The 15,534-nt window shown below is 75.3% G+C and carries 14 protein-coding genes; 13 read left to right on the top strand and 1 reads right to left on the bottom strand.

Annotated features, from left to right (window positions below; genetic code table 11):
• The first annotated feature begins 33 nt into the window (after positions 1 to 33).
• From murC to FS882_RS11550, 13 genes are all read left to right on the top strand, one after another.
• On the top strand, positions 34 to 3,084 hold the full coding sequence (murC, locus tag FS882_RS21745; protein ID WP_158373188.1) for a UDP-N-acetylmuramate--L-alanine ligase: 3,051 nt from the start codon (positions 34 to 36) through the stop codon (positions 3,082 to 3,084).
• Positions 3,081 to 4,205, top strand: coding sequence for a cell division protein FtsQ/DivIB (locus FS882_RS11495; protein ID WP_158373189.1), 1,125 nt, complete (start codon positions 3,081 to 3,083; stop codon positions 4,203 to 4,205). Before murC ends, FS882_RS11495 begins: the two co-directional genes overlap by 4 nt.
• Positions 4,206 to 4,346: 141 nt before the next feature.
• Positions 4,347 to 5,600 carry a cell division protein FtsZ gene (ftsZ, locus tag FS882_RS11500; protein WP_158373190.1) on the top strand — a complete coding sequence of 418 codons (1,254 nt, stop codon included), beginning with the start codon at positions 4,347 to 4,349 and terminating at the stop codon, positions 5,598 to 5,600.
• Between the two features lie 6 nt (positions 5,601 to 5,606).
• A complete protein-coding gene (gene pgeF, locus FS882_RS11505) occupies positions 5,607 to 6,368 on the top strand; it encodes a peptidoglycan editing factor PgeF (protein WP_158373191.1) in 762 nt (253 codons plus the stop codon).
• Between the two features lie 123 nt (positions 6,369 to 6,491).
• On the top strand, positions 6,492 to 6,977 hold the full coding sequence (locus tag FS882_RS11510) for a cell division protein SepF (RefSeq protein ID WP_158373192.1): 486 nt from the start codon (positions 6,492 to 6,494) through the stop codon (positions 6,975 to 6,977).
• Between the two features lie 24 nt (positions 6,978 to 7,001).
• Positions 7,002 to 7,292 (top strand): YggT family protein, encoded by a 291-nt coding sequence (locus FS882_RS11515; RefSeq protein WP_158373193.1) that lies wholly within the window; start codon positions 7,002 to 7,004, stop codon positions 7,290 to 7,292.
• Between the two features lie 157 nt (positions 7,293 to 7,449).
• Positions 7,450 to 8,106 (top strand): DivIVA domain-containing protein, encoded by a 657-nt coding sequence (locus FS882_RS11520; RefSeq protein ID WP_147793779.1) that lies wholly within the window; start codon positions 7,450 to 7,452, stop codon positions 8,104 to 8,106.
• A gap of 123 nt (positions 8,107 to 8,229) precedes the next feature.
• On the top strand, positions 8,230 to 8,682 hold the full coding sequence (locus tag FS882_RS11525) for a TraR/DksA family transcriptional regulator (protein ID WP_410053278.1): 453 nt from the start codon (positions 8,230 to 8,232) through the stop codon (positions 8,680 to 8,682).
• Between the two features lie 85 nt (positions 8,683 to 8,767).
• Positions 8,768 to 9,472 (top strand): signal peptidase II, encoded by a 705-nt coding sequence (locus FS882_RS11530; RefSeq protein WP_158373195.1) that lies wholly within the window; start codon positions 8,768 to 8,770, stop codon positions 9,470 to 9,472.
• On the top strand, positions 9,465 to 10,400 hold the full coding sequence (locus FS882_RS11535; RefSeq protein WP_158373196.1) for an RluA family pseudouridine synthase: 936 nt from the start codon (positions 9,465 to 9,467) through the stop codon (positions 10,398 to 10,400). The genes FS882_RS11530 and FS882_RS11535 overlap by 8 nt, the downstream gene beginning before the upstream one ends.
• Before the next feature lie 77 nt (positions 10,401 to 10,477).
• Positions 10,478 to 14,056, top strand: a complete 3,579-nt coding sequence (dnaE, locus tag FS882_RS11540) for a DNA polymerase III subunit alpha (RefSeq protein ID WP_158373197.1) — start codon at positions 10,478 to 10,480, stop codon at positions 14,054 to 14,056.
• 193 nt (positions 14,057 to 14,249) lie between these two features.
• A complete protein-coding gene (locus tag FS882_RS11545) occupies positions 14,250 to 14,642 on the top strand; it encodes an ArsR/SmtB family transcription factor (RefSeq protein ID WP_262348235.1) in 393 nt (130 codons plus the stop codon).
• A complete protein-coding gene (locus FS882_RS11550; protein ID WP_158373198.1) occupies positions 14,639 to 15,232 on the top strand; it encodes an SRPBCC family protein in 594 nt (197 codons plus the stop codon). The genes FS882_RS11545 and FS882_RS11550 overlap by 4 nt, the downstream gene beginning before the upstream one ends.
• Before the next feature lie 19 nt (positions 15,233 to 15,251).
• Here the strand turns inward: FS882_RS11550 and FS882_RS11555 are convergent, their stop codons facing one another.
• Entirely contained in the window at positions 15,252 to 15,470 is a 219-nt protein-coding gene (locus tag FS882_RS11555; protein WP_230322984.1) for an RNA-binding S4 domain-containing protein, read from the bottom strand.
• Between the last annotated feature and the right edge of the window lie 64 nt (positions 15,471 to 15,534).

Consider the following 15,534-nt stretch of genomic DNA (forward strand, 5'->3'; position numbering starts at 1 on the left):
CCGACCCGCCTGCCCGTGACCCCGGAGGACACCGTGACCGCACCCGACGCCCCCACCGGCCCGGCGGAGGGCGCCGAGCCCCGTCCGCGCGCGGTCCTGCTCGCCGGCGGGGGCACGGCCGGGCACGTCAACCCGCTGCTCGCCGTGGCGGAGGAGCTGCGGGCCCGCGACCCCGAGCTGCGGGTCGCCGCGCTCGGCACCGCGGAGGGCCTGGAGGCGCGGCTCGTGCCGGAGCGCGGGCTCGAGATGTTCGTGGTGCCGAAGGTGCCGCTGCCGCGCCGGCCCACGCTCGACTGGGTGCGGCTGCCGCGGCTGCTGCGCGAGGCGGTCGACGCCGCGGGCGCCGCCATCGACGAGCTCGGCGCGGGCGCGGTCGTCGGCTTCGGCGGGTACGTGTCCACGCCCGCCTACCTGGCCGCGCGGTCCCGCGGCGTGCCGGTCGTGGTGCACGAGCAGAACGCCCGCGCGGGCCTCGCGAACCGGCTGGGCGCGCGCCGCGCCGCGGCCGTCGCCGTGACGTTCCCGGGGACCCGGCTGCCGCGCGCGCAGGTGACTGGCCTGCCGCTGCGCCCGGAGATCGTCGACCTGCTGGCGGAGCGCGCGGCGGACGCCGACGCGACCCGGCGGCGCGCCGCGGCCGAGCTCGGCTTCGACCCCGACCGGGTCACGCTGCTCGTGACCGGCGGCTCGCTCGGGGCGCTGTCCGTGAACCGCGCCGTCGCGGCGCAGGCGCGCGCGATCCTCGCCACCGGCGCCGAGGTGCTGCACCTCACCGGCACCGGCAAGGCCGAGGAGGTGCGGTCCGCGGTCCGCGGCGTCCCCGGCGCCGAGCGGTACCACGTGCGCGAGTACCTGGCGGAGATGGAGCAGGCGCTGGCCGTCGCCGACCTGGTGCTCTGCCGGTCGGGCGCGGGCACCGTCAGCGAGCTCGCGGCGCTCGGCATCCCGGCGGTGTACGTGCCGCTGCCGGTCGGCAACGGCGAGCAGCGGCTCAACGCGCAGCCGGTCGTGGCCGAGGGCGGCGGCGTGCTGGTCGCGGACGAGGCGCTGACGGGGGAGTGGATCGCGGCGAACGTGCTGCCGCTGCTCGCGCCCGAGGCCGCCGACCGGCGCCGGGAGATGGGCGAGGCGGCCGCGCGGGTCGGCGTGCCGGACGCGGCCGGGCGGGTGGCGGACCTCGTCGAGGACGCGCTGGCCGAGGGCGAGCGGCTCGCGGCCGAGCGCGCGGAGGCGGAGCGGGTGGCGGCCGAGCGGGCCGCGGCGCTGGAGGCCGAGCGCGCGGAGCGGGCCGAGCAGGACCGCCTCGCCGCCGAGCGCGCCGAGGCGGAACGCGCCGCCGACGAGCGGGCCGAGGCGGCGGCCGACGCCGTGGGTGGCGAGCCCGCCGAGGGCGCCGCCGACGGCACGGACACGCCCGACGGCGGCGCGACCGGGTCCGCCGGCGTCGCCGTGCCGCCCCTGACGGTCGCCACCCCCGCGGTCGAGCCGGACGCGCCGCGCCCGGACGCCGGAGCCCGCCCCGCGCCCGTCGGCGCGCTGGCCGACCTGGGCCGGGTGCACCTCGTCGGCGTCGGCGGCGCCGGCATGTCCGCGGTCGCCGGCCTGCTGGCCGCGCGCGGCCTGACGGTGTCCGGCTCCGACGCCAAGGACGGCCCGGCCCTCGACGGCCTGCGTGCCGCCGGCGTCACCGTGCACGTGGGCCACGACGCCGCGCACGTCGAGGCCGTCGACTCGGTCGTCCTGTCGAGCGCGATCCGCGAGTCCAACCCCGAGCTCGCCCGGGCGCGCGAGCGCGGGCTGCCGGTGCTGCACCGCTCCGAGGCGCTGGCCGCGCTCATGGGCGGCCGCATCGGCATCGCGGTCGCCGGTGCGCACGGCAAGACCACGACGTCCGCGATGGTCGCCACGGCGCTGGTCGCGGCCGGCCGCGAGGACGAGGTGCTGGACCCGTCGTACGCGATCGGCGGCACCGTCCTCACTCCCGAGGGCGCGACCCCGGGGTACCGGACCGGCGCCGGGGAGGCGTTCGTCGCCGAGGCCGACGAGTCGGACGGCTCGTTCCTGGCCTACGCGCCCGCGGTCGGGGTGGTCACGAACGTCGAGCCCGACCACCTGGACCACTACGGCACCACCGAGGCGTTCGAGGCGGCGTTCGCCGCGTTCGCCGACCGGGTGCTGGACGGCGGCGCGCTGGTCGCGTGCCTGGACGACCCGGGTGCCGCGCGCCTCGTGGCGGAGGTCGGCGAGCGGCTCACCCGGCGCGGCGTCCGCGTGCTGACCTACGGCACGGACGCCTCGATCGGCGACCTGGGCCCGGACCTCGTCGTGGGACCCGTGGTCGCCTCGGGAGGCACGTGGCGCACCACGCTGACCTCCCGGTCGGCCGAGGTCCCGGGCGCCGACCTGGTCCTGGCCGTGCCCGGCGAGCACAACGCCGCGAACGCGGCGGCGGCGTACCTCGCGGCCTGGGCCGTCGGCGCCGACCCGGCCGCCGTCGCCGCCGGGCTCGGGGAGTTCCGCGGCACCGGCCGGCGGTTCGAGGACCGCGGCACGGCCGCCGGCGTCCGCGTCGTCGACGACTACGCCCACCACCCCACCGAGGTCGCCGCGCTGCTGCGGACCGCCCGCGGCGTGGCCGGGGACGGCGCGGTGCACGTGCTGTTCCAGCCGCACCTGTTCTCGCGCACCCGCGCGTTCGCCGCGGAGTTCGGGGCGGCGCTCGACCTCGCGGACACCGTCGTCGTGACCGACGTGTACGCCGCCCGGGAGGACCCGGACCCCGAGGTGTCGGGCGACACGATCGTGCAGCGCGTGCCCACGCCGGGCCGCGCGCGGTTCGTCGCGGACCGGCACGAGGCGGCGCGGGCCGTGGCCGCGGCCGCCGCGCCCGGCGACCTGGTGCTGACCGTGGGGGCCGGCGACGTGACCGAGCTCGGTGCGGTCGTGCTGGCGGCGCTGTCCGGCTCGGGCGCCGGTGGGGCCGCCGACGCGCCGGCCGCCGACGCGCCCGCGGTCGACGACGGAGCGGCCGGCCCGGTCGACGGCGGGACCCCCGGCACCGCCCCGGAGGCGGAGCAGGCGTGACCCCCCCGCAACGCCCGCGCCCGCCGCAGCCGCCGCGCCCGGCGACGCCGCGGCCCGCCCCGGCGCGCCGTCCCGCGCCGCGGGCCACCCCGGACGCCGGCGACGCGACCGCCCCCACGACGGCGGTCCCGTCGGCCGGGCGGCCGGCGAGCCCGTCGGCGGGCGCCGCTGCGGCCCCGCGCACGGACGGCCGCCCGGCGGCGCCGCGCGCGACCACCCCCCGGACGACCGGTGCCCCGCGCACCGCGGAGACCCCCGCGGCCCCCGCCGGGGCCTCGGCCCGCCGGACCTCCGGCTCCACCGCCCTCGCCCCCCGCACCGGCGCGTTCCCCGTCCGGCCCCCGGTGGTCAGCCAGGGCTCGGCCGCGCGGTTCGCCGAGCGCGCCCGCGCCCGCCGCCGCCTGGCCTGGCGGCAGATCCTCATCGCCGCCGGCTCGGTGGTCGTGGTCGCGGCGCTCGCCTGGCTGCTGCTGCTGTCCCCGGCGTTCGCGCTGGACACCGAGCAGGTGCGGGTCGCGGGCGCCGGGACCGTCGTGGCCGTGGACCAGGTGCGGGCCGTCGTGGACGAGGAGGGCGGCACCCCGCTGACCCGGCTGGACACCGCCGCGCTGCGCCAGCGGCTGCTCGACGTCCCCGGCGTCCGCGACGCGACGGTCACCCGGGACTGGCCGCACGGCCTGGCGGTGCAGCTCGTGTCCCGGGAGCCCGTCGCCGCGGTGCCCGAGTCCGCCGACGTCGCCCAGCACGCCGAGGGCGACGACGCGTCCGGGGCGGGCTACGCCCTGGTGGACCAGGACGGCGTGAAGGTCGGCCGGTCCGACGCCCCGCCGGAGGGCCTGCCGGTCGTCGAGGTGCCGGTGGGCGACGCGCGGATCCTGTCCGCGGCGCTCGGCGTGCTGGAGGCGCTGCCCGAGGACCTGCTCGCGGCGATCGGCCAGGTGTCCGCCGGCACCCAGGACACCGTGCGGTTCACCCTGCGGGACGGGGCCACCGTCGAGTGGGGGAGCGCGCAGGACTCGGCGCTCAAGGTGGCGGTCCTGCAGGCCCTGCGCGCGGCGCCCGAGACGGCGGGCTCCACCCGGTACGACGTGACCGCGCCGACGATGCCGGTCGTCGGGTGATCCCGGCCCGACACGCGCGCACCGGTCGTTGAACGACCCCGGCACGGCACATACCGTCACACCTAGACAGAACTGACATAACTATAACCCTCAACTTGAGGGTGAAGGTTCGTCGACATCGCGAGACGAGAGGCACCCACCGTGGCAGCTCCGCAGAACTACCTGGCGGTCATCAAGGTCGTCGGCATCGGTGGTGGCGGCGTGAACGCCGTGAACCGCATGATCGAGGTCGGCCTCAAGGGTGTCGAGTTCATCGCCATCAACACCGACGCGCAGGCCCTGCTCATGTCGGACGCCGACGTGAAGCTCGACGTCGGCCGCGAGCTGACCCGCGGCCTCGGCGCCGGCGCCGACCCCGAGGTCGGCAAGAAGGCCGCCGAGGACCACGCGGAGGAGATCGAGGACGTCCTGCGCGGCGCCGACATGGTCTTCGTGACCGCGGGCGAGGGCGGCGGCACCGGCACCGGCGGCGCGCCCGTCGTGGCCCGCATCGCCCGCTCGCTCGGCGCGCTGACCATCGGCGTGGTGACGCGCCCGTTCACCTTCGAGGGCCGCCGCCGCACCGTGCAGGCGGACTCCGGCATCGAGGCGCTGCGCGCCGAGGTCGACACCCTCATCGTGATCCCGAACGACCGCCTGCTGTCGATCTCCGACCGCTCCGTGTCGGTGCTCGACGCGTTCCGCTCGGCCGACCAGGTGCTGCTCTCCGGTGTCCAGGGCATCACCGACCTCATCACGACGCCGGGCCTGATCAACCTCGACTTCGCGGACGTGAAGTCCGTGATGCAGGGGGCGGGGTCGGCCCTCATGGGCATCGGCTCGGCCCGCGGCGAGGACCGCGCGGTCCAGGCGGCCGAGCTGGCGATCTCCTCGCCGCTGCTCGAGGCCAGCATCGACGGGGCGCACGGCGTGCTGCTGTCCATCCAGGGTGGCTCGGACCTCGGCCTGTTCGAGATCAACGAGGCCGCACGCCTGGTGCAGGAGGCCGCGCACCCCGAGGCCAACATCATCTTCGGCGCGGTCATCGACGACGCCCTCGGCGACGAGGTGCGCGTGACCGTCATCGCGGCAGGCTTCGACGGCGGCGCCCCGGTGGTCCGTCGCGACGCGCGCGGGCTCGGCCAGGTGAGCGCCGGTGGCGGCCAGGCCGCGCCGCAGGTCCCCGCCTCGATCCCGCCGGCGGCCGCCGTGCCGACGACGACCGCGGCGCACGCCGCCGTCCCGCCGCGCCCGGTGGGGCCGGACGAGGAGCGCCGCCAGGCGGCCGAGGTCCCCGCGTTCCTCACCCCGGACCAGGCCGCGGGCACCAGTCAGCTCGAGGTCCCGCGGATCTTCGAGGAGGAGGTCGCCCGCCGCAAGGAGGACGACCTCGACGTGCCCGACTTCCTCAAGTAGGCGCCGGTGGCGCTGCCGGTCCTCGGGGTCGACCTCGGCCCGGGCGTCCGCGCGGGGTTCACCACCCGCGCGGGCGGCGTCAGCGCGCCGCCGTGGGACGAGCTCGACCTGGGGCTGCTGGTCGGGGACGACCCGGCGCACGTGCGGGAGAACCGCGCGCGCGTCGCCGCCTGGGCCGGGGCGCCCGTGGCGTGGGCCACCCAGGTGCACGGCGCGGACGTGCACGTGGTGCGCGGCCCGGGCGACGCCGCGCCCGACACCGTGGGGGAGGCCGACGCGCTGGTGTCGGCCGCGCCCGGCACGGCGGTCGGCGTGCTGGTCGCGGACTGCGTGCCGGTGCTGCTGGCCGACCCCGTCGCGCGCGTCGTCGGCGCGGCGCACGCCGGTCGGCGCGGGCTCGTCGCCGGGGTCGTGCAGGCCGCGCTCGCGACCATGGTCGCGCGCGGGGCCGACCCGGGCCGGGTGCGCGCCGTCGTCGGCCCCGCGATCAGCGGCGCCCGGTACGAGGTGCCGGCCGCGATGCGCGACGAGGTCGACGCCGTCGTCCCCGGCACCGCCTGCACGACGGACGCCGGCACGCCCGGGCTCGACCTGCCGGGCGGCGTGGCCGCGGTGCTGCGGGCCGCCGGCGTGGGCGACGTGCGGCTCACCGGCCTGTGCACCGACGCCGACGACCGGTTCTACTCCCACCGGCGCGCGCAGCGCGCCGGGACCACCACCGGGCGCTTCGCCGGGGTGGTCGCGCTCGCGGAAATGCCGGGTGCGTGACATGTCCGGAAATTGCTCCGAGGACACGCCGACACGCCGCGTGTCGGAACCCGGCCGCATCCAGGCGCATTGCTAGCGTGACGGCGCAGGAGATGTGAGCAATTCGGGGATGGAGTGATCGCGATGGCCGGAGCGCTGCGCAAGACCATGCTGTACCTCGGGCTTGCCGACGACCGGGGCGAGCACGACCAGTACGTCGACGAGTACGACGAGCCGGAGGCGACGGTGGGACAGGACTACGAGGCCGAGGTCACGCCGCTGCGCCGTGAGCCGGCGCCGGAGCGACCCGTCGCCGCCGCGGCCCCCGCGCCGCGCCACGACGGCGAGGTGCGGCGGATCACCACGATCCACCCGCGCTCGTACAACGACGCGCGCAAGATCGGCGAGGCGTTCCGCGAGAACACCCCGGTGATCATGAACCTGTCCGACATGGACGACGTCGACGCCAAGCGCCTGGTGGACTTCGCCGCGGGCCTGATCTTCGGGCTGCACGGCGCGATCGAGCGGGTGACCAACAAGGTCTTCCTGCTGTCGCCGCAGTCGGTGGAGATCACCGGCGACGGGCGTGCCCCCGAGGGCTCCCGCGCCGGCTTCTTCAACCAGAGCTGACGGGGATCGGGGAGACTGGGACGCGTGACCCTCGTCCTCGGCCTGCTGCAGATCGTCGTCCTGGCCTTCATCCTGGTCCTGCTCGTGCGCCTCGTCCTCGACTGGGTGCAGTACTTCGCGCGCGACTGGCGTCCGCGCGGCGCGGCGCTCGTCGTCGCGGAGATCACGTACTCCGTGACCGACCCGCCGCTGCGCGCCCTGCGCCGGCTGATCCCGCCGCTGACCCTGGGCTCGGTGCGCCTCGACCTGGCGTTCCTCGTGCTCATGCTCGGCTGCTCGTTCCTGCTCTCGCTGCTGGGGGCGCTCGCCGCATGACGCGCACCCGCGCGCAGCACGCCGGCCCGGTGGCCGGCACCCGTCCGCGCCCCGCCGACCGGGTCGCGTGCACAAACCGGAATGTCCGCTACGGTGGCCCGAGGTGGTCGGCGGACTGCCACCGGCTCGACCCAGTACGACCGAAGAGGTGACGACGATGGCACTGCTGACAGCAGACGACGTCCTGAACAAGAAGTTCCAGGCGACGAAGTTCCGCGAGGGGTACGACCAGGACGAGGTCGACGACTTCCTCGACGAGGTCGTGAACACCCTCCGGGAGACCCAGAGCGAGAACGAGGACCTCAAGTCCAAGCTCGCCGCGGCCGAGCGCCGGATCGCCGAGCTGAGCCGCCAGGGGGCGCAGGCCGCCCAGGCGCCGAAGCCGGAGGCCGAGAAGCCCGCGCCCGCCCCGGTCCCCGCCGCCGCCCCGGCGCCGGCCCCGGTCGCCACCGCGCCGGTCGCGCCGCAGCGGCAGAGCGAGCCCGAGTCGGCCACCGGCATGCTCGCCCTGGCGCAGAAGCTGCACGACGACTACGTGCGCAGCGGCCAGGAGGAGGGCGACCGCATCGTCAACGAGGCGAAGGGCCAGGCCCAGCGCATCGTCCGCGAGGCGGAGGAGACCTCGGCCCGCACGCTGTCGGAGCTGGAGCAGGAGCGGTCGATCCTCGAGCGGAAGATCGACGAGCTGCGCGTCTTCGAGCGCGACTACCGCACGCGCCTGAAGAGCTACCTCGAGAACCTGCTCGGCGACCTCGACAACCGGGCGAGCGCGCTCCCGCAGCGCGGCGCCCAGGGCGCCACCCCGTCCGTCTGACGGATCGCACGCTCGTCACCCACGACACACCACGCCCGACCTCGGGCGTGGTGTGTTGTGCGTCCAGGTCACGGGCGACTAGTCTCTGCGGACTCATCTGAGGAAAGAGGACCCGACGTGGCCATCAACGACTCGCTCGACGCGCCCGCTGCCCGCCCGCTGCCCGACCTGACGGACGCGGCCACCCGGTTCCCGGTCCGCGCCGGTGAGGAGCCCTGGACCGAGCAGGAGGTGCGGGAGGTCGCCACCGAGCTGATCAGCGAGATCGACCGCCTGACCTCCGAGCTCGCCGCCGCCGACGAGGAGCTGTCCGACCTGCTCCGCAACTCGGGCGACGGCGCGGGCGACGACCAGGCCGATTCCGGCTCCAGCGCGCTCGAGCGCGAGCACGAGCTGACCCTGGTGAACAACACCCGGGACATGCTCGAGCAGACGACGCGGGCCCTGGCCCGGATCGACGCCGGCACGTTCGGGCGCTGCGACTCCTGCGGCGAGGCGATCGGCAAGGCGCGGGTGCAGGCGTTCCCGCGGGCGACCCTGTGCGTGTCGTGCAAGCAGCGCGAGGAGCGCCGCTGACGCACCCCAGCGCACGACGGCCCCCGGCGCGACGCCGGGGGCCGTCGTGCGTCCGGGCGCCCGCGCGCCCGTAGACTCCTGCCCGATGTCCGCCACCTCCGGCCCCGCGGCCGACGACGCGCGTCGCGACGCCGCGCCGTCCGCCCCCGCGCCGTCCGCCCCCGACCACGTCGAGCCCGCCGCCGCGCCGCGGCCCGCCGAGACCGGGGCCGGCGCCCGTCCCGATGTGGCGCCCGCCCGGCGCCGGCGCCTCGTGGCCACCCTGGTGGCCCTCGCCGCCGTGACGCTGGTGCTCGACCAGGCGACCAAGGCCTGGGCCCTCGCCGGCCTGGACGAGGGCGTCCGGCACCCGGTGCTCGGCGACCTGCTCGGCCTGCAGCTGCTGTTCAACCCGGGCGCCGCGCTCGGCCTCGCCACCGGCACCACCTGGCTGCTGACGATCGTGGCCATCACCGTCGTCGTGGTCATCATCCGGGTGTCCCGGCGGCTCGGGTCGACGGGCTGGACCATCGCGCTGGGCCTGCTGCTCGGCGGTGCGCTCGGCAACCTGGTCGACCGGCTGATCCGCGACCCGGGCGTGTTCATGGGGCACGTCGTGGACTTCATCGCGTACGGCGACCTGTTCGTCGGCAACGTCGCGGACATCGCGATCGTGGCCGCGGCCGGCCTGCTGATGCTGCTGTCGCTCATGGGCGTGCGGCTCGACGGCACGCGCGAGCGCCGGGAGGACCCGGCGTCCGCGGCGGAGGGGGCCGGGGACGTCGCCGGGGACGGGCGTGCCGATGGCTGACGTCCGCACCCTCCCCGTCCCGGACGCGCTGGCCGGCGAGCGGGTCGACGCGGCGCTGTCCCGGATGCTCGGGCTGTCCCGCACCCGCGCGGCGGAGCTCGCCGAGGCCGGCCACGTGCGGGTCGACGGCGTCGCCGTGGGCAAGTCCGCCCGGCTGCCCGGCGACGCGTGGCTCGAGGTCGAGCTGCCCGCGGTCGCCGAGGTGTCCGCCGTCCCGACCGAGGACGACGTGCCCGGCCTGCGCGTGGCCTACGAGGACGACGACGTCGTCGTGGTCGACAAGCCGGTCGGCGTGGCGGCGCACCCGTCGCCGGGGTGGACCGGCCCGACCGTCGTCGGCGTCCTGGCCGCCCGCGGCTACCGGATCTCCACGTCGGGCGCCGCCGAGCGCCAGGGCGTCGTGCACCGTCTCGACGTCGGTACCTCCGGCCTCATGGTGGTGGCCAAGAGCGAGCACGCGTACACGGTGCTCAAGCGCGCCTTCAAGGAGCGGACGGTCGACAAGGTCTACCACGCGCTCGCCCAGGGGCACCCGGAGCCCACCACGGGCACGATCGACGCCCCGATCGGGCGCCACCCCAGCCAGGACTGGAAGTTCGCGGTGACGGCCGAAGGCAAGCCGTCGGTGACGCACTACGAGGTGCTCGAGATGCTGCCCGCCGCGTCGCTGTGCGAGGTGCACCTCGAGACCGGCCGCACCCACCAGATCCGGGTGCACTTCCAGGCGCTGCGGCACCCGCTCGTCGGCGACCTCACCTACGGCGCGGACCCGGCCCTCGCGCAGCGCGTCGGGCTGACCCGGCAGTGGCTGCACGCGGTCCGGCTGGGCTTCGCCCACCCCGCCGACGGACGGCACCTGGAGGTCACCAGCGAGTACCCGGCGGACCTGTCGCACGCGCTGGAGACGCTGCGGGACGGGTACCGCTGACCCCCGCGGTGTGACGTCCGCCGCGGGGGCGGCGGGGCGGCGCGGGGCTGTCGGAGCCTCGACCTAGGATGGCTCGCATGGCATCAGGTGGCAGCAACGGGTCCGACTTCGTCCACCTGCACGTCCACTCCGAGTACTCGATGCTGGACGGCGCGGCGCGGGTCGGCGAGATGCTGGCCGAGGCCCAGCGCCTCGGCCAGACGGCGATGGCGATCACCGACCACGGGTACCTGTTCGGCGCGTTCGACTTCTACTCCCAGGCCCGCAAGCTCGGCATCAAGCCGATCATCGGCGTCGAGGCGTACGTCACCCCGGGCACGTCCCGGTTCGACCAGACGCGCGTCCGCTGGGGCGAGGCGCACCAGGCGTCCGACGACGTCTCCGCGCGCGGCGCCTACACGCACATGACGCTGCTGTCGCGCACCACGGAGGGCATGCACAACCTGTTCCGGATGGGGTCGCTGGCGTCCCTGGACGGTCAGATGGGCAAGTGGCCGCGCATGGACCGCGAGCTGCTGGAGACGTACTCCGAGGGCCTCATCGCGACGTCGGGCTGCCCGTCCAGCGAGGTGCAGACCCGGCTGCGGCTGGGCCACTGGGACGAGGCGGTGCGCGCGGCGGGCGAGCTGCAGGACATCTTCGGCAAGGAGAACTTCTTCGTCGAGGTGATGGACCACGGCCTGGAGATCGAGCGCCGGACCGTCAAGGACCTCATCCGCCTGGCCGAGCAGATCGGGGCGCCGCTCGTCGCCACCAACGACCTGCACTACACGACCAAGGACGACGCGCACGCGCACGAGGTGCTGCTCGCCGTGCAGTCCGGGTCGACGCTCGACGAGCCGACCTACGACCAGGGCGGCTCCCGGTTCGCGTTCGGCGGCGACGGCTACTACGTGAAGTCCGCGGCCGAGATGCGCCGCACCTGGGCGGAGCTGCCGGAGGCCGTCGACAACACCGTGCTCATCGCCGAGCGGTGCGACGTCGAGTTCCCGACCGGTGCCAACTACATGCCGCGGTTCCCCGTCCCGGACGGCGAGGACGAGAACTCCTGGTTCATCAAGGAGGTCGAGCGCGGCCTGCAGCGGAGGTACCACGGGTCGGTCCCGGACGACGTGCGCAAGCAGGCGGAGTACGAGACCGGCGTCATCGTGCAGCTCGGCTTCTCCGGCTACTTCCTCGTCGTCGCCGACTTCATCAAGTGGGCGCGCGAGCAGGGCATCCGCGTCGGGCCCGGGCGTGGCTCCGCGGCCGGCTCGATGGCCTCCTACGCGATGGGCATCACCGAGCTCGACCCGCTGCGGCACGGGCTCATCTTCGAGCGGTTCCTCAACCCCGAGCGCGTGTCCTGGCCCGACGTCGACGTCGACTTCGACGAGCGCCGGCGCGGCGAGGTCATCCGGTACGTCACCGACAAGTACGGCGACGACCGCGTGGCGCAGATCGTCACCTACGGCACGATCAAGGCCAAGCAGGCCCTCAAGGACTCCTCGCGCGTGCTGGGCTTCCCGTTCGCGATGGGGGAGAAGCTCACCAAGGCCATGCCGCCGCCCGTCATGGGCAAGGACATCCCGCTGTCCGGGATGTACGACCCGGAGCACCCCCGCTACGCGGAGGCCGAGGAGTTCCGCCAGGTCGTCGCCGCGGACCCCGAGGCGCAGCGCGTCCTGGAGACCGCCCGCGGCCTGGAGAACCTCAAGCGCCAGTGGGGCGTGCACGCCGCCGGCGTCATCATGTCCAGCGAGCCGCTGATCGACATCATCCCGATCATGAAGCGGCCGCAGGACGGCGCGGTCATCACGCAGTTCGACTACCCGACGTCCGAGGGCCTCGGCCTGATCAAGATGGACTTCCTCGGGCTGCGGAACCTGACGATCCTCGACGACGCGCTGCGCAACATCACGATGAACGGCAAGCCGCCGATCGAGCTCGAGGACATCGAGCTCGACGACAAGCCGACCTACGAGCTGCTCGCCCGGGGCGACACCCTCGGCGTGTTCCAGCTCGACGGCGGCCCCATGCGGTCCCTGCTGCGCCAGATGCGCCCGGACAACTTCGAGGACATCTCCGCGGTCATCGCCCTGTACCGGCCCGGGCCGATGGGCATGAACTCGCACACGAACTACGCCCTGCGCAAGAACGGCCTGCAGCCGATCACGCCGATCCACCCGGAGCTCGAGGAGCCCCTGGCGGAGGTCCTCGACGGCACCTACGGCCTCATCGTGTACCAGGAGCAGGTGCAGAAGGCCGCCCAGGTGCTCGCCGGCTACTCGCTCGGCCAGGCCGACCTGCTGCGCCGCGCGATGGGCAAGAAGAAGAAGGAGATCCTCGACAAGGAGTTCGTCCCCTTCGAGGCCGGCATGAAGGAGCGCGGCTACTCCAAGCCCGCGATCCAGGCCGTGTGGGACACCCTGGTCCCGTTCGCCGGGTACGCCTTCAACAAGGCGCACTCCGCCGGGTACGGCGTCGTCTCCTACTGGACCGCGTTCCTCAAGGCGAACTACCCGACCGAGTACATGGCGGGCCTGCTCACCTCGGTCGGTGACGACAAGGACAAGTCCGCGCTGTACCTCGGCGAGTGCCGCCGCATGGGCATCACGGTGCTCCCGCCGGACGTCAACTCCTCGTCGGCGCTGTTCACCGCCGTCGGCGACGACATCCGGTTCGGCCTCACCGCGGTCCGCAACGTCGGCGCCAACGTCGTCGAGGCGATCGTCCGCACCCGGGAGGAGAAGGGCGACTTCACGTCGTTCACCGACTTCCTCGACAAGGTCCCCGCCGTGGTCTGCAACAAGCGGACCATCGAGTCGCTGATCAAGGCCGGCGCGTTCGACTCGCTCGGCCACGCCCGCCGCGCGCTGCTCCTCGTGCACGAGCAGGCCGTCGAGTCCGTCATCGGCGTCAAGCGCAAGGAGGCGGAGGGTCAGTTCGACCTGTTCGCCGACCTCGGCACCGACGACGGCCCCGGGTTCTCGGTGCAGGTGCCGGACGTCCCGGACTGGGACAAGAAGCAGCGCCTGCAGTTCGAGCGGGAGATGCTCGGGCTGTACGTCTCCGACCACCCGCTGTCCGGCCTCGAGCACGTGCTGTCCGCCGCCGCCGACGTGTCGATCGCGACGCTCAACGCCGACGAGGCCCGCCCCGACGGGTCGACCGTCGTCGTGGCCGGCCTGATCACGTCGCTGCAGCGCAAGATGTCCAAGCAGGGCAACCCGTGGGCCGCCGTGACGCTGGAGGACATGGAGGGCTCCGTCGAGATCATGTTCTTCGGCGAGACCTACCTGGCCTACTCGACCGTGCTCGCGGAGGACGCCGTCATCGTGGTCCGCGGGCGGGTGCGCCGCCGGGACGACGCCATGCAGCTCCAGGCGATGGAGGTGTCGCTGCCCGACCTGTCGGCCGTGGCCGACGCCCCCGTCGTGGTGACGCTGTCCGAGGCGCGGCTCACGCCGCCCGTCGTGGACCGGCTGCTCGAGGTGATGAAGACGCACCCCGGCATGACCGAGCTCCACCTCCGGGTGGCGAAGGCCAACGGCCGGCGGGCGCTGGTCGTGCCGAGCGACGGCTGGCGCGTCGAGCGGTCGCCCGCGCTGTACGGCGACCTCAAGGCGCTCCTGGGTCCGGGCTGCCTCCAGACGGCGACCCCGGTCCCGGTCTGACGCGGCGCGGCGCGGCGCCGCCCTGGCCGCGCCACGCCCGCCGCGCTCGCCTGCGCTCGCCGCGCTCGCCTGTTCGCCTGTTCGCCTGTTCGCCGAGTCTGCACGTCGCGTCTGTGTCGCGGCGTCGCCACGCAGACGCGACGTGAAGACTCGGCGTTGTTAACTCTTGCGTTATATAACCCAGGATGGAAACATGCCGGGTGTGCAGGTGATGGATGCGTTGGGGGACCCGGTGCGGCGGCGGCTCGTGGAGCTGCTCGCCGACGGGTCGCGCCCCGCGGGCGAGCTCGCCGCGGCGGTCGGCGCCGAGTTCGGCATCAGCCAGCCCGCCGCGTCCCGGCACCTGCGCGTGCTGCGCGAGGCCGGACTGCTCATCGCCGAGCCCGACGGCGCCCGGCGGCTGTACGCCGTCCGGCCCGAGGCGCTCGACGACGTGCAGGCCTGGGTCGGCGGCGTCCGGCGGTTCTGGGACCAGCGGCTCGACGCGCTGGGCACCGAGGTCGCGCGCGGGCGCCGGGAGCGCGGCGGGGCGGGCCCGGCAGCCACCGGGCGACGTGACGGTCGAGGCGAGGGACGGGCCGGATGACGGGCACGGGAGAGGTGCGCGGCGGGGCCGCCGGCGCGGGCGGCGCGGCGGGCGCGGGCGGTGCGGGCGCGGACGGGTCGGCAGGCGCGAGCCCGCTCGGGGCGCTGCGGCTGGGCGGCGAGGCGTCGGTCACGTTCCGCCGGTCGTACCCCACGGACGCCGCGGACCTCTGGGACGCGGTGACGACGCCGGGGCGGCTGGCGCGCTGGCTCGGGCCGGTGCTCGGCGACCTGACGCCGGGCGGGTCGTACGAGGTCCGGATGGGCGCGGACGAACCGGACTCCGACCAGAACGCGACGGGCGTGGTGCGGTCGTGCGACCCGCCCCGGTCGTTCGCGGTCGAGTGGCGGTTCCCCGGCGAGGAGCCGAGCGAGGTCGAGGTCCGCGTCGAGGCGGGCGCGCCGGGGGAGGGCGCGGTGCTGGTGCTGGTGCACACCCGGCTCGAGGACGGTCAGGCGATCGGCTACGGCGCCGGCTGGCACACGTCCCTGGACCGGCTCGCCGACCACCTGGCGGGCGCCGCGGTCCGCGACTGGGACGCCCGCTTCACCGCCCTGCTGCCGGCCTACCGCGCCGCGGCGCTCCGTTGACCGCTCCCCGCGGGTCGGGTCAGCCGACCTCGGCGGAGTTCGATCCGCGGGGGTCGTCGACCTCGACCACGTCGCCCTTGCGCAGCTGACGGCCGCGGCGGGACTCGGGCTCGCCGTTGACCTTGACCTCGCCCTCGTCCAGCAGCGTGCGGGCGTCGGCGCCGGAGTCGGCCAGGCCGGCCAGCTTGAGGAACTGCCCGAGGCGGATGGAGTCGTCGGAGATCGGCACGATGGTCACCGGCCCATCCTGCCAGGGGCGGACGCGGGCGGCCCTTGTCCGCGGGCGCGAATAGACTCGGGGG

Origin of the sequence: Cellulosimicrobium cellulans, assembly GCF_007679345.1 — a bacterium.
GTDB classification, from domain to species: domain Bacteria; phylum Actinomycetota; class Actinomycetes; order Actinomycetales; family Cellulomonadaceae; genus Cellulomonas; species Cellulomonas cellulans_A.